28 protein-coding genes are annotated in these 23,818 nt (G+C 52.2%); 12 read left to right on the top strand and 16 right to left on the bottom strand.

Features of this window, described 5'->3' with window-relative positions:
* Window positions 1–32: 32 nt before the first annotated feature.
* The 5 genes from NOC_RS05695 (at window position 33) to hpnD (ending at window position 2,991) form a co-directional block, all read left to right on the top strand.
* Window positions 33–755 (top strand): DUF6776 family protein, encoded by a 723-nt coding sequence (locus NOC_RS05695; protein WP_002810653.1) that lies wholly within the window; start codon window positions 33–35, stop codon window positions 753–755.
* Window positions 756–816: 61 nt separating this feature from the next.
* Complete coding sequence (locus tag NOC_RS05690; protein WP_002810480.1) at window positions 817–1,263, top strand: bactofilin family protein; 447 nt, start codon at window positions 817–819, stop codon at window positions 1,261–1,263.
* Between the two features lie 60 nt (window positions 1,264–1,323).
* Entirely contained in the window at window positions 1,324–1,674 is a 351-nt protein-coding gene (gene erpA, locus NOC_RS05685) for an iron-sulfur cluster insertion protein ErpA (protein ID WP_002810132.1), read from the top strand.
* Window positions 1,675–1,761: 87 nt separating this feature from the next.
* The gene (locus NOC_RS05680; RefSeq protein WP_002811652.1) at window positions 1,762–2,076 is read left to right on the top strand and encodes a (2Fe-2S) ferredoxin domain-containing protein; all 315 of its coding nucleotides are present in this window, start codon (window positions 1,762–1,764) and stop codon (window positions 2,074–2,076) included.
* A gap of 54 nt (window positions 2,077–2,130) precedes the next feature.
* A complete protein-coding gene (hpnD, locus tag NOC_RS05675; protein ID WP_002809379.1) occupies window positions 2,131–2,991 on the top strand; it encodes a presqualene diphosphate synthase HpnD in 861 nt (286 codons plus the stop codon).
* 21 nt (window positions 2,992–3,012) lie between these two features.
* On the opposite strand, the gene rluB is transcribed toward hpnD, so the two are convergent.
* The 8 genes from rluB to NOC_RS05635 all read right to left on the bottom strand — a co-directional run bounded on the left by rluB (window position 3,013) and on the right by NOC_RS05635 (window position 9,319).
* The gene (gene rluB / locus NOC_RS05670; protein WP_002809208.1) at window positions 3,013–3,819 is read right to left on the bottom strand and encodes a 23S rRNA pseudouridine(2605) synthase RluB; all 807 of its coding nucleotides are present in this window, start codon (window positions 3,817–3,819) and stop codon (window positions 3,013–3,015) included.
* A 23-nt stretch (window positions 3,820–3,842) separates the two neighbouring features.
* Window positions 3,843–4,511 carry an SMC-Scp complex subunit ScpB gene (gene scpB, locus NOC_RS05665; protein ID WP_002809309.1) on the bottom strand — a complete coding sequence of 223 codons (669 nt, stop codon included), beginning with the start codon at window positions 4,509–4,511 and terminating at the stop codon, window positions 3,843–3,845.
* Entirely contained in the window at window positions 4,508–5,317 is an 810-nt protein-coding gene (locus tag NOC_RS05660) for a segregation and condensation protein A (RefSeq protein ID WP_002811402.1), read from the bottom strand. Before NOC_RS05660 ends, scpB begins: the two co-directional genes overlap by 4 nt.
* Window positions 5,318–5,366: 49 nt before the next feature.
* A complete protein-coding gene (locus tag NOC_RS05655; protein ID WP_002809854.1) occupies window positions 5,367–6,584 on the bottom strand; it encodes a tryptophan--tRNA ligase in 1,218 nt (405 codons plus the stop codon).
* A gap of 21 nt (window positions 6,585–6,605) precedes the next feature.
* A complete protein-coding gene (locus tag NOC_RS05650; protein WP_011330546.1) occupies window positions 6,606–7,307 on the bottom strand; it encodes a site-2 protease family protein in 702 nt (233 codons plus the stop codon).
* A gap of 75 nt (window positions 7,308–7,382) precedes the next feature.
* A complete protein-coding gene (gene serS / locus NOC_RS05645; protein ID WP_002808999.1) occupies window positions 7,383–8,666 on the bottom strand; it encodes a serine--tRNA ligase in 1,284 nt (427 codons plus the stop codon).
* A gap of 6 nt (window positions 8,667–8,672) precedes the next feature.
* Window positions 8,673–8,987: a DUF190 domain-containing protein gene (locus NOC_RS05640; RefSeq protein ID WP_002809401.1), complete on the bottom strand. Its 315-nt coding sequence runs from the start codon at window positions 8,985–8,987 to the stop codon at window positions 8,673–8,675.
* 50 nt (window positions 8,988–9,037) lie between these two features.
* Window positions 9,038–9,319, bottom strand: a complete 282-nt coding sequence (locus NOC_RS05635) for a hypothetical protein (protein WP_002809145.1) — start codon at window positions 9,317–9,319, stop codon at window positions 9,038–9,040.
* Between the two features lie 86 nt (window positions 9,320–9,405).
* Here NOC_RS05635 and NOC_RS05630 point away from each other — a divergent pair, with 86 nt between their 5' ends.
* From NOC_RS05630 to NOC_RS05620, 3 genes are all read left to right on the top strand, one after another.
* On the top strand, window positions 9,406–10,410 hold the full coding sequence (locus tag NOC_RS05630) for a hypothetical protein (protein ID WP_011330545.1): 1,005 nt from the start codon (window positions 9,406–9,408) through the stop codon (window positions 10,408–10,410).
* A 105-nt stretch (window positions 10,411–10,515) separates the two neighbouring features.
* Window positions 10,516–11,364, top strand: coding sequence for an ATP-binding protein (locus NOC_RS05625; protein ID WP_244860069.1), 849 nt, complete (start codon window positions 10,516–10,518; stop codon window positions 11,362–11,364).
* Window positions 11,365–11,491: 127 nt separating this feature from the next.
* A complete protein-coding gene (locus tag NOC_RS05620) occupies window positions 11,492–12,106 on the top strand; it encodes a hypothetical protein (protein ID WP_244860068.1) in 615 nt (204 codons plus the stop codon).
* A gap of 77 nt (window positions 12,107–12,183) precedes the next feature.
* Here NOC_RS05620 and NOC_RS05615 read toward each other — a convergent pair whose 3' ends face one another.
* The 3 genes from NOC_RS05615 to NOC_RS05605 form a co-directional block, all read right to left on the bottom strand.
* Complete coding sequence (locus NOC_RS05615; protein ID WP_244860067.1) at window positions 12,184–13,356, bottom strand: mechanosensitive ion channel family protein; 1,173 nt, start codon at window positions 13,354–13,356, stop codon at window positions 12,184–12,186.
* A gap of 338 nt (window positions 13,357–13,694) precedes the next feature.
* Window positions 13,695–15,137: an aspartate kinase gene (locus tag NOC_RS05610; RefSeq protein WP_002810714.1), complete on the bottom strand. Its 1,443-nt coding sequence runs from the start codon at window positions 15,135–15,137 to the stop codon at window positions 13,695–13,697.
* Window positions 15,138–15,197: 60 nt separating this feature from the next.
* Window positions 15,198–15,599 (bottom strand): ectoine synthase, encoded by a 402-nt coding sequence (locus NOC_RS05605; RefSeq protein WP_002810348.1) that lies wholly within the window; start codon window positions 15,597–15,599, stop codon window positions 15,198–15,200.
* A 152-nt stretch (window positions 15,600–15,751) separates the two neighbouring features.
* Here NOC_RS05605 and NOC_RS05600 point away from each other — a divergent pair, with 152 nt between their 5' ends.
* The 4 genes from NOC_RS05600 (at window position 15,752) to NOC_RS05585 (ending at window position 18,951) form a co-directional block, all read left to right on the top strand.
* Window positions 15,752–16,273: a MarR family winged helix-turn-helix transcriptional regulator gene (locus NOC_RS05600; protein ID WP_002809940.1), complete on the top strand. Its 522-nt coding sequence runs from the start codon at window positions 15,752–15,754 to the stop codon at window positions 16,271–16,273.
* A gap of 35 nt (window positions 16,274–16,308) precedes the next feature.
* On the top strand, window positions 16,309–17,019 hold the full coding sequence (gene trmB, locus NOC_RS05595) for a tRNA (guanosine(46)-N7)-methyltransferase TrmB (protein ID WP_002809644.1): 711 nt from the start codon (window positions 16,309–16,311) through the stop codon (window positions 17,017–17,019).
* Window positions 17,020–17,106: 87 nt separating this feature from the next.
* Window positions 17,107–18,468, top strand: a complete 1,362-nt coding sequence (locus NOC_RS05590; protein ID WP_011330544.1) for a patatin-like phospholipase family protein — start codon at window positions 17,107–17,109, stop codon at window positions 18,466–18,468.
* A gap of 45 nt (window positions 18,469–18,513) precedes the next feature.
* On the top strand, window positions 18,514–18,951 hold the full coding sequence (locus NOC_RS05585; protein WP_011330543.1) for a hypothetical protein: 438 nt from the start codon (window positions 18,514–18,516) through the stop codon (window positions 18,949–18,951).
* A 13-nt stretch (window positions 18,952–18,964) separates the two neighbouring features.
* Here the strand turns inward: NOC_RS05585 and folC are convergent, their stop codons facing one another.
* From folC to NOC_RS05560, 5 genes are read right to left on the bottom strand one after another with little or no spacing between them, the layout of a single operon-like run.
* Entirely contained in the window at window positions 18,965–20,263 is a 1,299-nt protein-coding gene (folC, locus tag NOC_RS05580) for a bifunctional tetrahydrofolate synthase/dihydrofolate synthase (RefSeq protein ID WP_002808803.1), read from the bottom strand.
* Window positions 20,264–20,274: 11 nt separating this feature from the next.
* Window positions 20,275–21,135 carry an acetyl-CoA carboxylase, carboxyltransferase subunit beta gene (gene accD, locus NOC_RS05575; RefSeq protein WP_002809974.1) on the bottom strand — a complete coding sequence of 287 codons (861 nt, stop codon included), beginning with the start codon at window positions 21,133–21,135 and terminating at the stop codon, window positions 20,275–20,277.
* Window positions 21,136–21,154: 19 nt separating this feature from the next.
* The gene (gene trpA, locus NOC_RS05570; protein ID WP_002808920.1) at window positions 21,155–21,970 is read right to left on the bottom strand and encodes a tryptophan synthase subunit alpha; all 816 of its coding nucleotides are present in this window, start codon (window positions 21,968–21,970) and stop codon (window positions 21,155–21,157) included.
* A complete protein-coding gene (trpB, locus tag NOC_RS05565; protein ID WP_011330542.1) occupies window positions 21,967–23,151 on the bottom strand; it encodes a tryptophan synthase subunit beta in 1,185 nt (394 codons plus the stop codon). Before trpB ends, trpA begins: the two co-directional genes overlap by 4 nt.
* Before the next feature lie 37 nt (window positions 23,152–23,188).
* On the bottom strand, window positions 23,189–23,809 hold the full coding sequence (locus NOC_RS05560) for a phosphoribosylanthranilate isomerase (protein ID WP_002811444.1): 621 nt from the start codon (window positions 23,807–23,809) through the stop codon (window positions 23,189–23,191).
* Between the last annotated feature and the right edge of the window lie 9 nt (window positions 23,810–23,818).

Raw genomic sequence — 23,818 nt, 5'->3', positions numbered from 1 at the left:
TCGTTTTCCCGCGATCAAGTTCTCTTAAATAAATGACAAAAAACACTACTCCACGTATCATTATCAAGGAATATCGCCCCTGGCGCGGGTGGCTCTTTAGTTTTGTCTTAATCATTTTCAGTGGAGCTATTGGCTGGTTGCTTTCCTATCGGCTTTCTCCACTGCCAGAACAGGCGCCCAATCGCAATCTCTCTTCACCGGCACCGATCTCCCAGAAACAACTTTCTCATTTGCAGCAGGAAAATAGCCGTCTGCGGAAGCACCTAGCCCGGCTCCAGCAAGAACTAGAAGTCGAACAATATACCCGTGCTGACCTCAACGCCAATCTAGTAAACTTACAAGATGAGATGGTGGAACTTACACGTCAACTGTCAATTTATAAAGGGCTGGCGGAGTCTCTTGAGGAGCAAGGCATCCATATCCACGATCTTAAGTTTAGTAAAACAGCAACGGAACGGTTACTCCATTATCGCCTGGTGCTCACCCAAGGCCGCAGAATGGACCATCTGACCCAGGGCCAAGTGCATTTGGCCATCCATGGCGTATTAAAGGGGAAACCCGTTCGATTTGAACTCGATACCCTCTCCAAGGGCAATCCCCTTCGTTTTAAATTTAAATACTTTCAAATCCTAGAAGGGGAAGTATTTTTACCAAAAAATTTTAAACCAACCCGGGTAAAAATTGCCCTGCTTCCCGAGGAACATCCTTCTAAAGCCGTGGAACAAACCTTCAGTTGGAGATCATTAGGGGGCTAGAGCAGGAGATATTTTCCAGTCCCATGCCTCAAATTGACCGTCTTTCCTTAGGAGAACTCAAATGTTCAAACGCCAAAAAAAATCCAAACGCCGCACTCAACTCGATACCTTAATTGGACGGCATACCCAACTGATAGGGGATATTACTTTCAGTGGAGGACTACGGGTGGAAGGCCATGTAAAGGGTGATATTATCGCCGAAGATGAAGACTCTCTCCTGATCATCAGCCAAGATGGGAGCATCGAAGGCCACGTCAAAGTCCCTTGTATCATCCTTAATGGTTCAGTCACAGGGGATATCCACGCCAGCGAATATATTGAACTTGCCTACCAAGCCCAGATCCACGGAGACTTGTATTATTACCTTATCGAAATAGCAATAGGTGCCAAAATTAATGGCAATTTGATCCACATGGAAGAAAACCAGATTCCTAGACTAAAGCTCGCTGCCGGACCGGAGGAGGAAACTCCACCACCTATATCCGGTCTTAAGGAAGGTAACCCTTGACTGAACCAGTAAGTTTTAGATAATTAAAGAGTAATTTAAAATTTTGGAGAGCATCCTATCATGAACGTAACTAATGCCATGCCAAACCCATTAATATTTACCGATATCGCTGCTGGTAAAGTCAAAGAACTTATCGAAGAGGAAGGCAATGATAAGCTAATGCTGCGGGTGTTTATCACAGGCGGCGGGTGTTCAGGCTTCCAATATGGCTTTACCTTTGACGAAACTTCTCATGAAGGCGATACTCGGGTGAAAAATGGCGGAGTTACCCTACTTATCGATCCCACAAGCTATCAGTACCTGGTAGGCGCAGAGATCGACTATACTGAGGGGCTGGAAGGCGCTCAATTTGTCATTCGCAATCCCAATGCCGAAACTACCTGTGGCTGTGGCTCTTCCTTCTCACCTTAAAAACTCGCTTTCTTTTGCAGTACTATTACTACCCACCCCTGATACGGGCACATTCATATTTTCATCCAAATTATAGAATCAGCGTTTATGAGCGAGTCTTACTATCGTTATCACGTATTCTTTTGCACTAACCAAAGGGATGATGGCCGCCCCTGCTGCCAGAACCATGATGCTTTAGCAATTCGCAACTATGCTAAAGAAAAAGTTAAAGCACTGGGATTAGCGAGGCGCCGACAAGTGCGCATCAACACAGCGGGTTGCCTTAATCGGTGCGCCCAAGGACCTGCCATTGTAGTTTATCCTGAAGGGACTTGGTACACTTACACCAGCCGCAAGGATATCGATGAAATTATTACTGAGCACCTGATGAATGGCCATCCGGTTGAACGTCTGCGGATCTAATAGGGTATTCTTCTCTATGAAGAATGGTCATCAGAGCCGTTTCCTAAGAAATTAATGGATCCGAGGGAATACTGCCACAACAAGGCAACGCCGCCGGGAAGCAGCCTTTATTATAGCCTTCTCTTTTTACCTGAGGCTCAACGGCACACCGTTACCGCGCTTTATGCTTACCAAAAAGAAATCGTCGGCATCGTGGCCGAGTGTTCCGATGTAGGTGTTGCTCAAACCAAGCTCCAGTGGTGGCAAGAGGAAATTACCCGTCTATTTGCGGGCTGTCCCCGGCACCCGGTAACCCAAACCCTAGCCACTCCTATTAAAACCTATGATCTCCCCCAACAATCCTTCCTGCAGGTGATTGGGGGAGCTGCGAGCGATCTAGAACAATCGACTTATCCTTCTTTTCAAGCTCTGACCACCTATTGCTACCAAATTGCTGGAGTCATTAGCTTAATGGCAGCTGAAATCTATGGCTATCAGGACTCAGAGACTCGAACATACGCTGAAAATCTTGGAATTGCCCTACAATTGACCCATATTCTGCGCAACGTACGCCAAGACGCCGATCGGGGCCGCATTTATCTACCTCAGGAGGAACTTACCCGTTTTCAGGTCTCATCGGAAGCTATCTTCACTAGCTATGCTAACTCCCAGGGGATGACTGCCCTCCTCGCCCAGCAAGCTGGCCAGACCCGCCACTATTTTCGTAGTGCCTTGGCGAACCTAGGGAAACATGATCGCCAAACCCAGTATGCCGGCCTAACCCAGATAGCACTCGGCCTGAACATCTTGAATACCATGGAAGAGGACGGCTACCCGGTCCTACAACGGCGAACTTCGTTGACCCCATTACGTAAGCTTTGGATCGCCTGGCGCACCTCACGCCGCGCCCGGCGGGGTCTCGTTCCCCAATGCTAATAAAAATCTACGGCAGGAAAATCAACCTTGTTTCCGACCTTGCCTACCCCTTCGATTATTTTTACTGCGGGGCTGAAACCTGGTAGTGCGCTGCTCCACGCCCCCTATCTCTAACAAAGCTTTAAACTCAGATGGTTCCAGAAAGCGCCAGCGGCCCATTCGCAACCCAGGAGGCAAGCTGACGGGACCGAAACGAATGCGTATCAGCCGGCTCACTTGAATCCCCTGGGATTCCCAAAGGCGCCGAACTTCCCGCTTCCGTCCCTCCCAGAGTATGACATGATACCAGTGATTAGCGCCTTCACCGCCAGCATCCAGTATTCGCTTAAAACTGGCTAGACCATCCTCCAATTGCACCCCTCTCTGCAAGCGCTCAAGGATGACTTCCGTTACAGTACCCAAAACCCGCACGGCATATTCCCGCTCCACTTGGGTGGAAGGATGCATCAAACGGTTAGCCAGTTCACCGTCGGTCGTGAACAATAAGAGACCAGAGGTATTGATATCCAAACGCCCAACGCTTACCCAACGGCCCTGCCGGGGGCGAGGTAAGGACCGGAACACAGTCGGGCGCCCTTCCGGATCCTTGCGGCTACAGATTTCACCTGCCGGTTTATGATAAAGGATGACCTGGGAAGAAGGAGCCTGCAACCGCCTAGGCGATAAGGGTCTCCCATTAACAGTCACCTGATCCTCATCTGATACCTTGTCGCCTAAGCGCGCGGGAATGCCGTTGATTCGGACTCGGCCCGCCTTAATCCACTCTTCAACTTCCCGGCGGGACCCCAGTCCTCCCCGGGCCAATATTTTTTGTAGGCGTTCCGCCACAGAATAAGTACCTTTCCCGCTAATTACTGTTTTTGCAACACTTCATTAGGAGCAAGGTCAGACTCAGCAAGAGACTTTTTAGAGGGTGATGGGCCTTTTTCTAGGACCACGCCTTCTTTACCTAAACCGCCTTCCACCAAAGTAAGCGCTATTTGAGCTTCACCTAGAGTCTTCACCTCCGCCAGAGATGGTAGTTCATCTAGGTTTCTAAGATTGAATTGGTCCAAAAATTTACGGGTGGTACCATATAGGGCAGGCCGCCCTGGGACCTCCCGATGTCCAAGCACCCTGACCCACTCCCGCTCTTGCAAGGTCTTCATGATAGAACTGCTGACGGAAACGCCACGAATTTCTTCAATTTCCCCCCGAGTAATCGGTTGACGATAAGCAATAAGGGCCAAGGTCTCTAAAAATGCCCGCGAATAGCGGGATGGCCGCTCTTCCCAGAGTCTGGATATCCAAGGCGACAGTTCCCGGCGGGCCTGAAAACGATAGCCGCTATGGATCTCCTTCAACTCAATCCCTCTGTTTCTCCAGTCTACCGCCAGTTCCTCGAGGATGCTGCCTATCTGGCTGCGGGAAGGTTGCATCTCCTCATCAAACAGCTTACTCAACTGTTCGATCGTCAAGGGCCGATCTGCTACCAATAAAATGGCTTCAATAATGTTTTTCAGGGAACACACTTCACTCATGCTGCTACCGCCCGTACATGGAGGGGACCATAGGATTCAGCCTGAACTACTTCCAGCAGGGATTCTTTAATTAGCTCGAGAATTGCCAGAAAAGTGACCACCACCCCCAAGCGCCCCTCCTCTGGATGCAATAAAGCAGTAAATTCAAAAAAGCTATCCGCCTCAACCCGGCTTAGCACCTCTCCCATACGTTCCCGTACCGATAGAGTTTCTTGGGCCACATGGTGGTGGCTAAACAGATCTGCCCGGGCCAGCACGCCTTTAAGCGCAAATAAGAGATCAGTTAACTCGAGTGTGGGCTGCGGTTTGGTCACCTGCCCCGGGGGAACATGAACTCCGGTCTCGAAGATATCCCGACCCACACGAGGCAATGAATCCAAATCTTCAGCCGCTTTTTTATAACGCTCGTACTCTTGCAGACGGCGCACCAGTTCCATTCGGGGATCTCCCTCTTCCTCAGCGCTCTCCTGGGGACGGGGCAAAAGCATCCTGGACTTGATTTCCGCAAGCCAAGCAGCCATCACTAGATACTCGGCTGCTAATTCTAAACGCAGCTCCCCCAAAATCTCTATATATTCCATATATTGATGGGTAATAACAGCAATCGGGATATCCAAAACATCCAAATTCTGCCGCCGAATCAAATAAAGCAACAGATCTAACGGCCCCTCAAAAGCTTCAAGAAAAACTTCTAAAGCATCAGGAGGGATATAAAGATCGGTAGGTAATTCAATAAGAGGCTGTCCTCGGACGACAGCTAGCGCCGATGCTTCTGAAGATGGGACTTGCCCGGATGATTCGCTCATGGTCCTGATTTCGGTGGCGTTTTAGTTAACCACATGGCTTCTGGGCAATTTAACGATAGGACAATCCCATTGCTTGGCGCACCTCCGCCATCGTCTCGCGGGCCACTTCGCGGGCCGCCTCGTTACCCTCTTTGATAATCCGTTGGATCTCCTCGGGATGGTGAGCATATTCTTGCGCCCGCTCTCGAATAGGCTTTAGTTCAGACTGAATAGCATCAATAATTGGCTGCTTGCAGTCCAAGCAACCAATACCTGCTGTTCTGCATCCTTTCTGAACCCACTCCTTCACCTCATCGTCAGAGTAAACCCTATGGAATTGCCAGACCGGACATTTTTCGGGATCGCCGGGATCGGTGCGCCGCACGCGGGCTGGATCCGTAGGCATGGTGCGGAGCTTCCGTTCCACTTGCTCAGGTGGCTCACGCAAGGCAATCGTATTGCCGTAGGATTTAGACATTTTTTGTCCATCGAGCCCTGGCATACGAGCGGCTGGGGTCAGCAAGGCCTGCGGTTCCGGCAGAATGACTTTACCTTCCCCTTCCAGATGGCCGAATAAACGTTCCCGATCACCAAGGGTAAGATTCTGCTGCGTTTCTAGAAAAGCACGAGCTTTATCCAAGGCTTCCACATCTCCCTGCTCCTGGAAACGACGGCGCAATTCCCGGTAAAGCTGGGCATTTTTCTTACCCATTTTTTTTATAGCCGCTTCCACCAGCTCTTCAAAGCCTGGTTCACGGCCATAGAGATGATTAAAACGCCGGGTAATTTCCCGGCTCATCTCCACGTGAGGAACCTGATCTTCTCCCACTGGAACCCGAGTTGCTTTATAAACGAGAATATCGGCGCTTTGCAGTAGCGGGTAGCCCAAAAAACCATAAGTCGCCAGATCCTTCTCTTTTAATTTTTCCTGCTGGTCCTTGTAAGTCGGCACCCGTTCCAACCAACCAAGGGGAGTTATCATGGATAATAGAAGATGCAACTCCGCATGCTCAGGCACCTTCGACTGAATAAATAAAGTCGCTGCCGAAGGCTCAATTCCCGCAGCCAGCCAGTCGATGACCATATCCCAGACGCTGTCGGTAATTACCTGGGGATTTTCGTACTCCGTCGTCAAAGCATGCCAGTCGGCCACAAAGAAAAAACAGTTGTATTCGTGTTGCAACCGGGCCCAGTTTTTCAGTACGCCATGATAGTGGCCCAGATGCAGCTGCCCGGTTGGACGCATTCCGGAAAGCACGCGCTGGGATTGTAGGGAACTCATAGCCATGTGTTTACTCTTCCTTTCACTTTATTGGGCTCCCATTAGAGTTAACAATCCTCCGACAAATTCCCGCTTTGGCACACCTACTAGCTCTACTAATCCACTTAAAAGCAGATCTACCAAGGGTCCCAAGATACCCTGTAAAATACCGGTAAATAGCAGGCCAAGGAGTATAAAAAGCCCATAAGGCTCAATACGGCTTACCTTATAGGCAAGCGGGCCAGGCAATATTCCAACCAATACTCTTCCTCCATCGAGAGGGGGTAAGGGGATGAGATTTAGCATCATCAAGATGGCATTAATGAGCATCCCAGCAATCCCCATATAAGCTAGCGGCACCCCCATCATGGGAAACTCTAGCGCCAAAGCAATTCCCAGGCGGCATACTACCGCCCAGAAAACAGCCATAATGAGGTTGGCCATCGGTCCCGCCAAAGCAACAATGGCCATATCCCGCTGAGGATTGCGAAGTTTATCCCAGGACACCGGTACCGGCTTGGCCCAACCAAAAACAACGCCGCCGAGTAATAATAAAACCCCTGGAACGACCAAAGTACCAATAGGATCGATATGATTGATGGGATTGAGCGTTAACCGGCCCATCATTTGCGCAGTGTGATCCCCCAATCGAAGCGCCATCCAACCATGCGCTACCTCATGGACGGTAATAGCGAACAATATAGGCAACACCCAAATGGCAATCCGCTGTACGATTGACAACTCTTCCATAAATTTATTATACCTGCAATTGAGGCGGCGCCAGGCGCTGCTTGAAAGCAAAATGTCAAATGATGCCTCACAGGGCTACCCCCTTATGGAAGGTTGAAGCACTGAAACACCCCCCATATAGGGCTGTAAGGTTTCTGGTATCCGGATACTGCCATCAGCCTGTTGATAATTTTCCATCAAGGCCAATAAAGTCCGGCCCACGGCTAGTCCAGAACCGTTGAGAGTATGGACCCATGCTGGTTTCTGGGTCTTTGGATCGCGCCAGCGAGCTTGAATCCGGCGCGCTTGAAAATCTAAGAAATTACTACAAGAGGAGATCTCCCGGTAGGTTTGCTGGCCTGGCAACCATACCTCCAGGTCATAGGTCTTACTGCTGGCAAAACCAAGATCGCCAGCACAAAGATTCATCACCCGATAAGGAAGCCCTAACCGCTGCAAAATAGCCTCCGCGTGACCCGTCAGGTCTTCATGGGCCTGCTGGGAAACTTCCGGCGGCACAATCTGTACTAATTCTACCTTCTCAAACTGGTGCTGGCGGATCATACCCCGAGTATCCTTGCCATAGGAACCAGCTTCGCTCCGAAAGCAGGGTGTATGGGCTACATACTTGAGAGGCAGGCGTTCAGCAAGCAGAATTTCCCCCCGTACAAGATTGGTTACCGGCACTTCAGCGGTTGGAATAAGATAATAGCCGGTATCCCGGATAGCAAACAAACCTTCCTCAAACTTAGGCAACTGCCCGGTTCCCACTAAAGATTCCCGGTTTGCCAAATAGGGGACATAAACCTCAGTATAGCCATGCTCGCGAGTGTGTACGTCCAGCATAAACTGGATAAGCGCCCGGTGTAATTGGGCTAAAGGCCCTATAAGGGTAACAAAACGGGTTCCGCTAAGTTTTACCGCAGTTTCAAAATCCATCCCCAAAGACGCCCCCAAATCCACATGATCTTTAGGAACGAACTCTAAAGCAGGCGGCGTACCCCAACGTCGCACCTCTACATTGTCTTGCTCATCCTTGCCTGGCGGCGTACTGGCGTCGGGTAGATTAGGGATTCCCAGCAGAATCTCCTCAATCTGGGCCTGAACCACTTCCAACCGCGCTTCCACGGTTTTAAGGTGATCCCCCAGTTCCGTCATCTCCGCCAGCAAGGGGGCAATATCTTCTCCTTGCGCCTTGGCTTTACCAATAATCTTGGAACGGGCGTTCCGTTTAGCCTGGAGCTCTTGAGTGCAGACCTGCATCTCCTTGCGCTCCGCCTCCAGCGTAGCAAAAGCAGCCGCATCCCATTCAAATCCCCGCCGTGCCAATTGGCGAGTGGTATCGGCAAGGGCATTTCTAAGTAATTTTGGATCAAGCATACTACTCTATTTATCTTCCACAATAATACGTGCAGGCCAACACACCACATGACCCGGTTTAATAATATGGGAAAGGGTCTCCAATATCACTTCAGCTTTAGCCGGTTCATCAAAAAACTCAACGACTACCGGTAAATCCCCTGAAATCCGGGCTGGAGAAATTGGGTGCATGGGTCCCGAAGGCCCAAATCCCGCTATTCCATGAAACACGGTAACCCCTTGCACCTGGCTCCAATCATGGAGCCGCTTCAGCAGCGTATCCAGATGGCCCTCTGCCTCTGTGAGGTAAATACGGACCATCATCACATCTTTAGTTCTCATAACGGTACATCAATAAACCTAACGAATGCTAGACTAACCTTATTGCCCACTTAAATTAAAAGATCAAGGATACACTGGCCGGTCCATTCAGTAACCCCTTGCTTAACAGCTGCTAGTATTTCGCAAACATCATAGCCTGTAAAACCTTCAGCCAAGGTTGATATACAATAAACTATTGTTTTTTTAATTAATTTAGATAGAAATTCGTTGCCAACCGTGGCGAGATGCCCGGTAGCGATAATAGGCAGCGTTTCTCCCTGGCGATCCCGCTTCCGGCTCTTTCCTATAAAATATTGCCCTAGGTGCCAGTCGGAAGTGTGTATAACACGCATGGCTAACCCCTTTTTTCATCTACGTCGTTAACTTGGAATGCTAACCAGCCGCCCCAGGGCAGGCGAGTCGAAGGAGAGTACCCCTGATGTCCCACATGGCCACGAAGCAAACCCGCGCCCTTCCCTGTGTCGTCCAAATCGGCTTTGCCGGATCGCGCCAACTGTTTGAAAAGCCGCCCGCCGACCCCGATGCCGAGCGGCAATGGCGCGACACCGGGGAGCAATACCTGGTGAAATCCCTCGGCGAATTGCCTCGCCAGTTGAAATTATCCTCCCACCACTTTCTCTGCGGAATCTCCCAAATCGCCTGCGGCGCGGACACGCTTTTTAGCCGTGCCTGCCAGACCTTACAGATCCCGCAACGCCTCTTCCTGCCGCAGCCGGCAGGTGATTATCTAGCGGCCGCCAGTTCCAGCGGAACCCCTGATTTCACGCCCGCTCAACGGCGCGAGGCCGAATCGCTACTCGCTTCGGAACACATCATCCAGCAGCGGGTCATCAGCCAATCACCGGACCGCACCGAGCGGTTCCGCGAGACGAACGCCGAAATCCTCCGCGTCAGCGACGCCATCGTGTGCCTGCTGCGCGACGATTCCCAGGATAAAGCGGGCGGGACCAACGAGCTGCTCGAACGGGCCAAAGCCATCGGCGTCCCAGCGCTGGAAATTCGCATCGCCGTTCAAAACGGCCACCCCGTCTGCCATCACACCTGGCATTCCAATTCGGATCGCCCCTTTCGCCCGCCGGCTGTCCCGGAACCCTTGGACCAATTTTCTCTCCTGGCAGGGGAGGAAAAATTCCCAGCGACACCCAATGGATCGAGCGATTGGAAAGAGTTTGCCAGCGGCTGGGCCAAGAAGCACCAACAATTATTCCGCTATGCAGCCGCTTTGATTATTACCCTGCATATCCTGGCGACCCTCTGCGCCACGGTAGCATTGGCGTCGCCTAATAAAAGACGCTATTATTCATCCTGTTACGCCGAACTCATGGTGACGATGGGCCTCGACATAATGAACGGAGACCTTGGCGAAAACACCCCCTGGCTTCCCCCTTGCCGCCTTGGTCCAAGGGCGCTGCTGGCAAGGTGAGCAGGCGAAATCAAGGGCCGCAAATGCCCCAATAGACTGGAGTCTAAAATGCGCCGGATCTTTCTCTCCGCTGTCACCGACGAATTCGGCTCCCATCGCGAGACGTTGAAAGCCGCTCTTAACCTGCCGTGGATCAAGGTGCAGGAGCAGGCCGATCTGGTCCAGGGCGGAGGCAAGCTGCTGCAAACCCTCGACCGCTACATCCGCGACCATTGCAACGCCGTGATCCACTTGGTGGGCCGCGAAGGAGGGCAACCCCTCAAGCCGGACGAAGTTCTCTGGCTGCTTGACACCTACGGCGACTTCGCCGAGCGGTTTCCATGGCTAGCGCCAGCACTGCACGCTTCCCCGCCGACACTGACCTACACGCAAATGGAAGCCTGGCTAGCCCTCTACCACCGCAAGCGCTGCCATCTTTATCAACCCGGCGGCTGGGATCAAAACCCGCTGCCTGATAGCCACCCGCAGCAGCGCCATTGGGAATGGCTTAAAAACCTGGGCGAACATCGGGGCACGTTCGATGGTGCGCAGCACCTATGCCGCCGGGTGCTGCGGGATTTGCACAATCTTTGGCCCGGCGAGATTCCCCAACACCGCCCCTGCTTGCTCCCTTATTCCTCTCTGGGTACCCTGTTCAAGGGCCGGGAAACCTTTCTCCAGCAGTTGCACACCAGCCTGACGAAAGCGGCTAGCAAGGCAACGGCCATTGTTGGCAAGGCGGTGCATGGCTTGGGGGGCGTGGGCAAAACGCGGCTGGCGGTCGAATATACCTGGCAGCACAGGGATAAATATTCGGCGGTGCTATTCGCGACGGCCGATTCTCCAACCAATCTGCAACGGAATCTGGCCGAAGCCGGCGGTCCATTGGTTAACCTCGGTTTTGAGGAAACTTGGCCTCCACAAGCACCGGCAGCACTATTATTGGCTGTCATTGGCTCTGAGGCTAGTCGATGAGGCCCAACAACTGGCTGGGCATCCGCAGGATGTGCGCACCTGGCCGCGTTGAGAGCCGCTACGCGCCCATATCGCCTTCGCCACCGCGGCAGCCGACCAGCACGACATTACCGCGTTGACGGCACCGTTGCTGAACAATCTTGCACTATTGCTCAATGCCAAAGCTCTGTTCACCAAGGCCGAGCCCCTCTTCCGTCGCATGGCGGCAATCTTTTACCGTTCCCAGCAAACGGCTGGCCATACCCATCCGTATATGCAATCGAATTTGGAAAACTACCGCCATTTACTCAGCGCATTAGATGTTCCGCCGGATGACATCGAGCAGTGGCTGCAAACGGCAACGCAGACCCCAGGGCCGCTAAATCCCATCACGCCGGAAGAAGTCGAGCGGCTGCTGGGACCGGCCCAGCCGGTGCAGATGATGCTCAACGCCCTGGACGAACAATACCGGCGGGAACACAAGCCGGCCGTTTGGTTCTTGCCGCTCACGGAGCCTATCGCGCCCCATTTGGAAGCGCTCCTTGGCCCCTCCCAACTCGATCTGCCCCTGGATCAGCCAGTAGCTTCCCACCTGGAAAAACTCCTCGGCCCGGCCCCGTCAACGCAAGACGTGCTCAACGCCCTGGACCGGCAATATCGCGAGCAAGGAAAACCCCCAGTCTGGTTCCTGCCACTCGGGGAGCCCATTTCCCCTCACCTTGACGAACTGCTGGGGCCAATCAAGGAAATAAAGCAAGCATAGGCCCTCGCGCCAAGTGAGCTGAGGGGGCAGCATTGTGGCGCTCCAACTCACCACGAAAAACTTGCTGATGCTCAAGTCTAATTGTCGAGTAAATCGATTTCCCTACGGGGATACCCTCCTATGATGCGATCCTTGTGTTCGGGGCGTATCATCTCAATGGAGAGTGCTAGAATTAACTCGCTCGCCCATCGCCGCCGCTGCCGAACCGGCACCAGATAACGGATGGTGCAGTTGGTCCATGCCTCTGCCAAGGAGAGATACACCTGCGGCTCGGCTTCCACATCGAACGCTAGCCGCTCGCGCTCTAACAAGCGCCGATACTCGGCGATAGGTTGACGCATCATCGGTCCAACCACTTCTCCGGCAACGCGCCGAAAGATCTCGACGGTGTAGGCGAGATCGCTTTCATTGGCAATCCCGAACACGACTTCATCCCACACATAGGGAAAGTCCCGACTGTAATTGATAATATTGGAGCGGAGAATTTCCCAATTCGGAAAGGTAATAAAAGCTCCCGTCGGTTGCGCGCCCGCCACGTGCTTGCCAGATCCGCCTGCTTCCCAAACCGTCGTTGTCAAAATGTCAATGCGGTATACATCGCCAAAAACCTCACCCACTGCAATACGGTCCCCAGGCCGATAATAGTCTCGCAAGGCATTAAGCACCCAGCCAGTAAAGCTTTCGATGGGCGTTTGCAACGCCCATGAGAGCGCCAGCCCAGCCAGCCCCACTGATCCCACCAAGGCTCTCGCATCACCTGCAATAACGCTGAGGCCCGCTCCAATGGCTACTAAAAAGAGAGCGATGCGCACCAGGGCGGCAATCGCCTCACTTCGTTCCCATCCCCGCAGCAATCTGTGGGTAATCACCCGCAAGGCTTTTCCTAACAGCCAGGCTGCCACCAGGAAGAGCAGGGCAATTAGAATTTTTGGCAGCAACCCATAAAAACCGCTTAGCAGATCACGGATAGTCGTGGTCGCTTCCTCCAACGAGGCTTCGGGATCGGCCTTGATGGGCTGTTTAACCGCAGGGCTATCAAGCGCGGAAATCACCGTGGTATTATTCGGCTCTTGACCCGCCGTTTCATCCATACCGCCGAACAGCAGTAGTAGCGCTGCGGTCAACGCAACGGCTAAAGCCGTTCCTTGCCGAAATTTTTGCAGCCTGGATCGCGCACCGCGCTCATAGGCACGGACACCTACCTCTCGGCGTGGCAGAGACGCCGCTTTTCGTGACGCCGACGACCTCACTCGAGCCCGGTTTCTAATTGACTTGACTAGTCGTTTTCTCAAACGGGGGGGCACGGATTATTTCTTATGTTCCACCTTGATTAAAACTAGCAACTCGCTGCTATAAAACAAGTGCGCTTAGAGCCGATGCTTACTATCTAGTTAAGAAAGAAGTTTAATAAGAGCAGCGCCCGTAGCTAAAACCATGCGTATCACGCTGATTCTGCCTATGCTACAAGCAAGAACTTTGGAATCATGAGCGCGCTCAAAGAGGAACGGCTCCGATCCCCTAATCACACCAAGAAGGCATAGAGGGAAAAAGGCGCCTCATCGGAAAGAATGCCAGCTAGCAGCTGCCCCTAAGCGGCTCCCACGGAACGGGGGGCAGGCAGGGAGTAGCTTTCGATAAGGTGTTCATGGAGATGGATGATGGCTTCTTCGTAATCTTTTTCATCCACTACGAACTGCATATCCACCTGCCGCATAGATTGATGCAGCGCCAGAATATTGATGTCTGCCTTGGCCAGGGCGCTGACAGCATTGGACAAGAGCCCCGGCACTTGCATATTGGAGCCGATAGCGGAAACCAGAGCCACCTTGCGCACTGCCACCGCAGCCGAGGGGAAAGCGTCTTCCATGGCGTGGGTCACCCGTTTGATGGCTTTTAAGGAGCTAGCCACGAAATGGGTAATGGTGTTGGCATTGGTGTCCTTGGCTACGATTTTGAGCTTGAACCGCTCCAGGAGGGCCAGCAATTGAGTATCGTAACCCGAACTTCCCACCATATCCTGCTCAAAGAATTCAATGGCAAACACTCCCTTGCGGCCAGCAATAATTTCCACGCAGGGCGTATCGCTCTTATAGTCCCCATCAATGAGGGTGCCGGCATGATCGGGATCGAAGGCATTTTTGACTCTAAGGGGAATATGGCACTGCCGCAGACCCTTGGCCGCTTTTGGGTGAATCGCTTCCATTCCCAGATTGGAAAGCTGATCAGCAACATCATAATTGGTACGACCGATGGGCTCGACTCTGTCCTTGTCCACCACCTTCGGGTCGGCGCTAGAGAGATGATATTCCTTATGGATGATGGCTTCCCGGGCCTCGGTCAGTACCGCAATTTTGGAAAAGGTAATCTCTGAATAGCCTCGATCGTAGATCATCATGGTGCCTTCCTTGCAGCGCGGGTAGCCGGTGACGATGGGCAGTTCCCGCGCCAGGTCAAGGGAGTTGAAAGCTTGTTGGATGCGTTCCTCAAGGGTCAGATTATCTAACTCCCGCCAGCCGGTCAGATCGATAAAATGGGCATTGACCCCGTGCTGCTGCAACAATAGCGCGGTATTAAAGGCGCTATGGGCTTCCCCGATAGCGGCTAGCATTTCCCGGACGGTGATGAGGTGTTCATCTAACTGAAAATGGCCGTAGGAGCACAGCCGGTGTAAATCAATCAGGCAGGAGCGGACGCCTTCGATACGTTCTCTGACAAACTGATCGGCTTTTTGGCAACTAAGATCATCCTCGAAGATTTCCATGTTGATCTCGCACATCCGCTCGCCCACCTTATTTAGCAAGTCGCCCCAAGCCCAGTCCGACTCGGCGCCAGCATAGAGAGCGTACACGCCTGAAGCGCCGGATTTTTTATGTTCGAGCAGCATATCAGTAATACCACCGTAAGCGGATACCACAAAGATTCGATTATAGAGTTCCTGCTCCTTGCGTTTACCCATCAGGATATTATCCAGTACTTCTTGAGTGCGGGACATGGAGGTGCCACCAATTTTTTCTACTGTATGTCCATTCATATATCAATCATTGTGTCGGTTGCGGAAGGAAATAGCGCCAAAATCGTTCGGAAACGCCCCTTAGTCGGCAGTTACTGCCTCGGCTTCCAGGGGATAGGCGCCAGAGGAATCGTGGACTTCTTTACCGGTCAGCGGCGGATTAAATACGCAGGCCATCTGCATTTCAGTTTTAGCCCGCAGAATATGCTGATCATTGTGGTCAAGAATGTAAATGACGCCTGGCCGGATAGGATGGATTTTGCCATCGGCCAAGGTTTCCACTTCCCCCTCACCGGAAAGACAGTAGACCGACTCCAAATGATGCTTATACTCCATGGGGAGTTCGGCGCCTTCATAAATGGTAGTGATATGAAAGGAGAAACCCATGTTATCGCTCTTGAGCAATAACCGCACACTCTCCCACTGGCTCGCTACTACCCGCCGGTCTGTTTCCTTGGCTTTGTTATAGTCTCTGACGATCATTCATTGCACCTCGCAAATTATGGCGGGTATCCAGCCTGCCCCTGATTCATAGAAAATTATTTAGTGTACTAAATATATTTTTCTTTGTAAAATGGACCAATTTGGGTTAATTACCCTATTTAACGGTAATAAATAGCTTCGTATTATAAACGATGAAAGATACTAACGAAGTCCTGGTGGCGCTGCGCCAGATCATCCGGGCTACTGATCTTCACTCCAAACAACTCAACAAGGTTTCGGGCCTGACGGCACCCCAACTCTTGATTATGCAAACCATTCGCCGGGTGGGAGAAATGACGATTGGTGTCCTCGCCAGGGAAGTCAGTCTCAGCCAAGCCACAGTCACCAACATCTTGGATCGTTTGGAAAAGCGGGGCTTGATCCACCGCCAGCGCGGTGAAACTGATAAGCGTAAAGTCTACGTCCAACTGACAGCAAGCAGTGAGAAACTCATTCAGAATTCGCCTGCGCTGTTACAAACCAGTTTTATCAGGCAATTCGAAGGTTTGCAGGATTGGGAACAAAATCTCATTATCTCGGCCTTGCAGCGGGTCGCCGAAATGATGAACGCTACCGATATAGCGGCTTCCTCTTATCTGGAGGTGGACGAATTAGGTGATCTCCCGCTCCTGGAGACGCCTCGGTTCCCCACCAAGCAGCAAACTATCCGCTGATAAGATTAATAATTCCGACTTTATTATACTCTCCCATGTCAAATTCAATAACACTGGAAGAGCGGGGGGAATCTTTTCAACCCCGCCCAATCACAAGCTTTGTGCGCCGGGAAGGCCGTATGACCCCAGCCCAGAAAAAAGCCTTGGAACACTTATGGCCCCGTTATGGCATAGATTTGGGGACCGGTCCCCTGAATTTAGCAGCCATCTTCAACCGACAGGCGGAGCGAATCCTGGAAATCGGGTTTGGCAATGGAGAATCTTTACTCCAGCAGGCCCGTGCCGCGCCTGAGCGTGATTTTCTAGGGATTGAGGTTTATCGTCCTGGAATAGGCCATCTGCTGCTGCGCCTTAAAGCCGAAGGACTGGAAAATATCCGGGTTATCCACGGTGATGCCTGGGAGGTACTCCAACGTGCTCTTCCCAATCCATCATTGGACGGCGTTCAAATCTTTTTTCCCGACCCCTGGCCCAAGAAGCGCCATCACAAGCGAAGGTTGATCCAACCCTCTTTTGTGGACTTGCTGGAACGTAAAATTAAGCCTGGCGGCTGGTTCCATCTCGCCACCGATTGGCAAGACTATGCCGAGCAGATAAAGGCCGTGCTAAGCCAACACGCCGGTTTTAATCAACTTACAAACGAAGGCCAGTCTACCCAAAGACCTCGTACCAAATTTGAAGCCCGAGGCCAGCAACAAGGACATGGAGTATGGGATTTAAGATTCAAGCGTTCCGTAGATTCCTAATTGATATTAATTGGAAGAAGCTTCTCGCCTCGCTGCCTAGAAACCTACTATATTTAATAAATAAAGCTGCCAGCGAGGAATTCCCCGATGAATTCTCGAATCTTATGCCTGATCTTGCCCATGCTCGCCACACTGCCGGCTTGTACCTCGTTTTCTCACACCAACATTAAACAAGCCGAGTCCACGCCCGTTATCACTAAAGCGACCTTTAATGTGAATCCCAGCCGCGGCCGGAATGACACCCTCATGATATTGGCCTTTTCCGGAGGCGGCAGCCGGGCCGCTTATTGGGCCGCTAGCGTGATGTTTAAGCTGCAACAAGTATTTGCCTCCGAAGGCATTGATATGCTTGCCGAAGTCGATGCAATTTCCTCTGTCTCGGGCGGTTCCCTGCCTGCTGCTTATTACGCCATCTCCACCGACCCTAACGACGACGGGCCACCATTGCATGGCCGGCTATGGGAGGAGAAAACCGTTAAGGATTTAATGAGCAGGAACTATATTAGCCGTTGGGTTGGCAATTGGTTCTGGCCGGTAAATATTGGAAAATTTTGGTTCACCGCCTACGACCGCACCGACATCATGGCGCAAACATTCGCCGATAACCTCTACGATACGCTGCCGGTTGGGCGTGATCTCAAAATCCGAGATCTAAATCCAGACCGACCCTATCTGATCCTCAACGCCACCGACGGTACCCAGGAAGAATTTGGCTCCCCCTTTACCTTCACCGCCGAGGATTTTGAACTGATTCAATCAGATATCAATGACTACACTCTAGCCCGAGCGGTTATGGGGAGCGCCACCTTCCCCGCTGTTTTCAACTACATGACTCTCAAAGATTATGAAAAGAGCAGCGAAAATGACAAGGATCAGTTCAGGCACGTTTTTGACGGTGGCAACGCCGATAATCTAGGGCTGAGAAGCGTCAAAAAGATTCTGACCACGCTGGAGAAAAAAGGTACTCAATACGACAAACTCATCGTCATCTTGGTCGATGCTTACGCCAGGAGCGGAGGGGTTAGCAAGGACAACGCCGATACCCGTAAGTTTTTTGACTTTATCGTTGATAGTAATTTCATCGATGCAACTGACAGCCTGCTGACGGGAAACCGGGCACAGACCCTGGATAATTTCTGCGGTTTTTTAAGAAACCACCCCCTCAAGGTTCTCGGAAAAAACCGCTTCATTTTCTATCCTATCCAGTTTGAAGATGTGAACGATAACCGATTGCGGCAAAATCTGAACAGGATTAGAACCAATTTTAAAATCAGCGAGGAAGACGCGGGCTACATCGACGAAGCCGCAGATCAGTTATTAACTTCTGCGAACAGATGCCTGCTGGCGATTAAGAGCTTATTAAAGGGGAAGACACATGATATTGATCCCTTCTGCCACTATGAATCACGGCCAATAATCTCATCTGAAGTTTGCCCAGAGGACAATTAGTTGTGATGAGGTTCTCTTGCAGGTTACACGATTCTGGAGCGGGGAATGAAACTGCAAATATTTAATGGCGTGCCCACTCAACTATCAAAACTCCTTCTCTCACTTATGGCATTCACCGTTGTACCCATAAGCGCCTGTTCCTCTCGTTCTCCTTGCGATCCGGATTTCATCCCTCCCGCTTCTCCTTCACCCCCCAATGAATGCCGGGTAGACGGCTGCTCTCTCGCGCCGGACTTTGATTTCGGCTACTGTTGCAATCAACATGACGCCCGCTATTGGTTAGGGGGTACTGGGCAGGAACGTAAACAAGCCGATCTGGCCTTACGGCAGTGCTTGGCCGAAGCGGATCATAAAATGCTAGCGGTACTATACTACTATGGAGTTAGAATGGGCGGCACCCCCTACCTGCCGACTCCTTGGCGTTGGGGGTTTGGCTGGAATTACCCAAGATACCAATCAAAACATGACACCCCGTCACATTGAAATGATATATCTCTTAAACCGAAGCAAGGCTACAACGCTCAGCGCCGGAAGAGCAGGTCAATCCCTCTAGCCGCATCACAGCTTCCACCGTATGAAAAGAACCAAAGGCCAGCACCCGATCCCCCGGTTGAGCGGCTTCCAGGGCGGCCCGGTAAGCTTCCGCCACGCTTTGATAAATAGCGGGGGTGAGATGGCCCATCCGCTCAGCCAAAGCTTGGCCCGATAGCCCTCTATCGACCGCCAATCCACCAACAAACCAGCCATGGATAGCGTTCTCCAGGACGCTGACCACCCCTGCCACATCCTTATCCGCCAACATCCCTAACACCGCGTAAGTTCGCCCCCCGCAGGGCCTGTCCGTAAGCGAGCGGGCTAACCAGCGGGCGCCCTGAAGATTATGGGCCACATCGAAAATCCGCTCCATCTCACCGGGAAGGCACTGGAAACGGCCCGGTAGGCGCACCGCGCTGAGGCCGTCCCGGATGGCTGTCTCCGAAACAGGTAGCCGTGCTGCCATAAGCTTTAATGCCATCAGCGCAGCTGCCCCATTCTGATACTGACAAGCTCCCTGAAGTGCGGGATGGGGTAAATCCGCGTAATGGCTCCCATTACTCCACCAGGACCATCCTTCGCCGGCCATCTGATAATGAAAATCGCGGCCTATCCGATAAAGGGGGACCGACGATTCCTTAGCGTGGGCAAGTACGCTCTCTGGAGGCTCCGGATCGCCGCAGATGGCGGGACGATGGGAGCGAAAAATACCTGCTTTTTCAAACCCGATAGACTCCCGATCAGGCCCTAAAAAATTGATATGATCAATATCTACCGTGGTAATCACAGCCACATCCGCATCCAGTGCATTGACCGCATCCAAGCGCCCACCTAGCCCCACCTCTAGCAACGCTATGTCCAATCCCGCTTGATGGAAAATATCAATGGCGGCCAAGGTGCCAAATTCAAAGTAGGTTAAGGAAATTTCGTGGCGGGCAGCATCGATACGGGCAAAGGATTGACAAATGATATCATCCGAGACAGCTTCCCCTTGTATCTTAATCCGCTCGTTATAGCGCAATAGGTGGGGAGAGGTATAACTGCCCACCCGGTAACCAGCGGCCAGCAGGATGGCCTCCAATAGGGCCACCGTAGAACCTTTTCCATTAGTACCGGCAATGGTCACTATAGGAAAAGGAGGAGTGGAGAGCACCATACGCTGAAGCACAGCGCTGGCTCTAATTAAACTGGGATCAACCCGAGGCCAATGGGCGGTTTCCTGCCATCTCAACCAATCCGAAAGCCGGGAAAAACGAGCCATCCGAGCTGGCGTCAAATAGAAGGCTTATGGGTCAAGATTGCCAACAATCCAGCAATGCGATCCGGGAGATCACGACGATCCACAATCATGTCGATAACGCCATGGGCCAGTAAAAATTCGCTCCGTTGGAAACCCTTGGGCAACGTCTCCCGCACGGTTTGTTCAATCACCCGGGGACCGGCAAAACCAATCAAAGCACCGGGCTCGGCAATATTAATATCTCCCAGCATGGCCAGACTGGCGCTTACCCCTCCCATGGTGGGATCGGTAAGCACCGAAATAAAAGGAAGACCTTGTTTGTTCAAACGGGCCAATGCAGCGCTGGTTTTGCTCATTTGCAGGAGAGAGAACAGTCCCTCTTGCATCCGCGCTCCCCCGCTGGCGGAAAAACACACCATGGGTATCCGCTGCTCGATGGCGGCTTCTACTCCCCGCACGAAACGCTCACCTGCGACCGATCCCAAGGATCCGCCCATAAAACTAAATTCAAAGGCAGCCACTACCAGCGGCAACCCTCTGACGTGTCCTTCCATGACCACCAGAGAATCATTTTCCTGAACTACCTTTTGAGTTTGGGACAAACGGTCCTTGTATTTCTTGCTGTCCTTAAATTTAAGGGTATCCAGCGGTTGCAGATTAGCACCAATTTCTTCCCGCGGTCCCTCATCAAGAAAAACGTCCAGGCGTCGACGAGCGCTGATTCGCTTGTGACCGCCGCATTTGGGGCAAACATCCATGTTACGCTCCAACTCCACCCGGTACAGAATAGCATCGCAAGCGTTGCACTTAGTCCATAAGCCTTCCGGTACCGATTTACGCTTGGGTCCTTCGGTGCGGATTTTGGAGGGAAGTAGTTTACCAAGCCAACTCATAACTATTAATTATTTTTGGTTAAACATTTTCAGTGGCATCAATAGCTTCGCGCATTGTTCGTAGTAAAGCACTGACTTCCTCCGGAATCACCTCGGGGCGATTCTGGTATTGCTCAATGCGTTTGACTAGAGCGCTCCCCACGACCGCCGCATCGGCAATAGAGGCGATCTGAGCGGCCGAGCGCGCGTCCCGAATACCGAATCCCACCCCTACCGGCATAGTGGTATAGTGCCGGATCTTAGCCACACGTTGACTAACATCGTCCACATCGAGGGTAGAGGCGCCCGTCACTCCTTTTAAGGAAACATAGTAAATAAATCCACTGCCCAAGGCACTAATTTGCTCTATACGCTTCGGAGAGCTCGTGGGCGCCAGCAAAAAAATGCGATCAAGCCCTTGCTCCTTGCAGACTGCGGCCAGAGGCTCCGCTTCCTCGGGCGGCATATCCACTGTCAGAAGGCCATCAACCCCGTGGGCAGCCGCTTGCTCGGCAAAACTTCGATAGCCTAGTATTTCAATGGGATTAAGGTAACCCATTAAAATTACCGGGGTTTCCTGATCCTTACGGCGAAATTCAGCGACCATCGCCAAAACATCTAGTAAGGAAGTACCCGCCGCCAGCGCCCGCTCGCAGGCCTTCTGAATGACCGGGCCATCGGCCATTGGATCGGAAAAAGGGACTCCTAATTCTAGGATATCAGCTCCCGCCGCCACCATGGCATGCATTAAAGGAACCGTAACCTGGGGCTGGGGATCGCCCGCCGTAATATAAGGAACTAGGGCTTTTCGGCCTTGCCCCCGAAGTACGGTGAAACGCTCGGTAATCCGGCTCACAGGGAAATCCCCTCAATTTTGGCTACCGTATTGATATCTTTATCCCCGCGCCCTGAAAGATTCACGATAATCCCCTGCTCTGGAGCTAAAGTGGGGGCCAATTGCGTAGCGTAGGCCAAGGCATGACTGCTTTCCAAAGCGGGAATAATGCCTTCAATACGGGTCAAGGCATGAAAAGCCCCCAGGGCCTCCTCATCGCTAATCGCCACATAGGTCGCCCGCCCAGTATCCTTCAGCCAAGCATGCTCGGGGCCTACCCCAGGATAATCAAGACCCGCTGAAATGGAATGGGTGTCTATAATTTGACCATGGCTATTTTCCACCAAATAGGTCCGGTTACCATGAAGAACACCCGGTTTGCCCGCACAGAGGGAAGCGGCATGTTGTCCGCTCTCCAATCCTAGCCCCGCCGCTTCCACACCATAGAGTGCGACCTGCTCATCCTTGCAAAAAGAATGAAATAAGCCGATGGCGTTGGACCCTCCCCCCACGCAAGCCACCAAAGCCTGGGGAAGCGCGCCTAGCTGCTCTAGAATCTGGGTCCGGGCCTCCCGCCCAATCACCGCCTGGAAATCCCGCACCATCACGGGATAGGGATGAGGCCCCGCCACGGTGCCAATCACATAAAAGGTGTTATCCACATGAGTCACCCAATCCCGCATGGCTTCATTCAAGGCATCCTTCAAGGTTCTAGACCCGGAAGTCACCGGCACTACTTCTGCCCCTAACAGGCGCATCCGGTAAACATTAGGGGCTTGTCGTTCTATATCCTCAGCCCCCATGTAGACCACGCATTCCAACCCTAAACGGGCGGCTACCGTGGCGGTAGCTACGCCATGCTGACCCGCTCCCGTTTCCGCGATCAAACGAGTCTTCCCCATCCGCTTTGCCAGCAGGGCTTGCCCCACGGTATTGTTGATTTTATGGGCGCCGGTATGACTTAGATCTTCCCGCTTCAAAAAGATCCGGGCACCCCCTAACTGCTCGCTCCAGCGTTTGGCAAAATACAAGGGCGTCGGCCGCCCCACATAATGGGCAAGGTCGGCTTCTAGCTCGGCCTGGAAATCTGGATCATCACGGTAGCGTGCATAGGCCTGGCGGAGTTCCTCAATAGGCTCCATCAGGGTTTCCGCTACAAAGCGGCCACCATAAGGACCAAAATGACCCTTTTCATCAGGCATCTGATCGTCATTCCTGCCGGCTGCTAAAGCCTGGGCTTCAGTTGACACTGTCTACACCTCGCATAAAAGCCGCCATTTTGGCGGCATCTTTCACACCTTTAATTCGTTCAACTCCACCGCTGACATCTACAGCGTAGGGCCGCACCTGCCTCACCGCCTGGGCGATGTTTTCGGGAGTCAAACCCCCAGCTAAAATAACTGCCTTTGAAAAATTTTTGGGAATGCGCCTCCAATCGAAGGCCCTTCCCGTCCCGCCTGGCACTCCAGCCTGATAAGCATCCAGCAGCAAGGCCGAAGCACTCTCATAGCTCCGTGCCAAGCTCGGGAGATCCACTCCCTCCGCCATCCGGATCGCCTTAATATAGGATCTGCCATAATAACCACATTCTTCAGGAGACTCCTCACCGTGGAACTGGAGGATATCAATAGGAACCTTATCCAATATTTGCTGAAGGTAACAAGAGGCAGCGTTTACAAATAATCCTACCACCGTTACAAAAGGGGGTAACTCCCGCACGATTTGATAAGCCTGCTGCGGACTCACCGCTCGCGGACTCTCAGGATAAAAGACTAGACCAATGGCATCCGCCCCTAAACGAATGGCCTGGATGGCATCCTCTCTGCGCGTAATGCCACAAAATTTTACCCGAGTACGCATCTCCACAAA

Origin of the sequence: Nitrosococcus oceani ATCC 19707, from assembly GCF_000012805.1 — a bacterium.
GTDB lineage: Bacteria > Pseudomonadota > Gammaproteobacteria > Nitrosococcales > Nitrosococcaceae > Nitrosococcus > Nitrosococcus oceani.
The sequence above is the reverse complement of the archived record's forward strand: the minus strand, read 5'-3'. Positions and strand labels throughout refer to the sequence as shown.

Coding starts and splice junctions, on each gene's coding strand:
- NOC_RS05695 (WP_002810653.1), top strand. CDS start 33: ATGACAAAAAACACTACTCCACGTATCATTATCAAGGAATATCGCCCC.
- NOC_RS05690 (WP_002810480.1), top strand. CDS start 817: ATGTTCAAACGCCAAAAAAAATCCAAACGCCGCACTCAACTCGATACC.
- erpA (WP_002810132.1), top strand. CDS start 1,324: ATGAACGTAACTAATGCCATGCCAAACCCATTAATATTTACCGATATC.
- NOC_RS05680 (WP_002811652.1), top strand. CDS start 1,762: ATGAGCGAGTCTTACTATCGTTATCACGTATTCTTTTGCACTAACCAA.
- hpnD (WP_002809379.1), top strand. CDS start 2,131: ATGGATCCGAGGGAATACTGCCACAACAAGGCAACGCCGCCGGGAAGC.
- scpB (WP_002809309.1), bottom strand. CDS start 4,511: ATGAGTGAAGTGTGTTCCCTGAAAAACATTATTGAAGCCATTTTATTG.
- NOC_RS05660 (WP_002811402.1), bottom strand. CDS start 5,317: ATGAGCGAATCATCCGGGCAAGTCCCATCTTCAGAAGCATCGGCGCTA.
- NOC_RS05655 (WP_002809854.1), bottom strand. CDS start 6,584: ATGGCTATGAGTTCCCTACAATCCCAGCGCGTGCTTTCCGGAATGCGT.
- NOC_RS05650 (WP_011330546.1), bottom strand. CDS start 7,307: ATGGAAGAGTTGTCAATCGTACAGCGGATTGCCATTTGGGTGTTGCCT.
- serS (WP_002808999.1), bottom strand. CDS start 8,666: ATGCTTGATCCAAAATTACTTAGAAATGCCCTTGCCGATACCACTCGC.
- NOC_RS05640 (WP_002809401.1), bottom strand. CDS start 8,987: ATGAGAACTAAAGATGTGATGATGGTCCGTATTTACCTCACAGAGGCA.
- NOC_RS05635 (WP_002809145.1), bottom strand. CDS start 9,319: ATGCGTGTTATACACACTTCCGACTGGCACCTAGGGCAATATTTTATA.
- NOC_RS05630 (WP_011330545.1), top strand. CDS start 9,406: ATGTCCCACATGGCCACGAAGCAAACCCGCGCCCTTCCCTGTGTCGTC.
- NOC_RS05610 (WP_002810714.1), bottom strand. CDS start 15,137: ATGAATGGACATACAGTAGAAAAAATTGGTGGCACCTCCATGTCCCGC.
- NOC_RS05605 (WP_002810348.1), bottom strand. CDS start 15,599: ATGATCGTCAGAGACTATAACAAAGCCAAGGAAACAGACCGGCGGGTA.
- NOC_RS05600 (WP_002809940.1), top strand. CDS start 15,752: ATGAAAGATACTAACGAAGTCCTGGTGGCGCTGCGCCAGATCATCCGG.
- trmB (WP_002809644.1), top strand. CDS start 16,309: ATGTCAAATTCAATAACACTGGAAGAGCGGGGGGAATCTTTTCAACCC.
- NOC_RS05590 (WP_011330544.1), top strand. CDS start 17,107: ATGAATTCTCGAATCTTATGCCTGATCTTGCCCATGCTCGCCACACTG.
- NOC_RS05585 (WP_011330543.1), top strand. CDS start 18,514: ATGAAACTGCAAATATTTAATGGCGTGCCCACTCAACTATCAAAACTC.
- folC (WP_002808803.1), bottom strand. CDS start 20,263: ATGGCTCGTTTTTCCCGGCTTTCGGATTGGTTGAGATGGCAGGAAACC.
- accD (WP_002809974.1), bottom strand. CDS start 21,135: ATGAGTTGGCTTGGTAAACTACTTCCCTCCAAAATCCGCACCGAAGGA.
- trpB (WP_011330542.1), bottom strand. CDS start 23,151: ATGCCTGATGAAAAGGGTCATTTTGGTCCTTATGGTGGCCGCTTTGTA.
- NOC_RS05560 (WP_002811444.1), bottom strand. CDS start 23,809: ATGCGTACTCGGGTAAAATTTTGTGGCATTACGCGCAGAGAGGATGCC.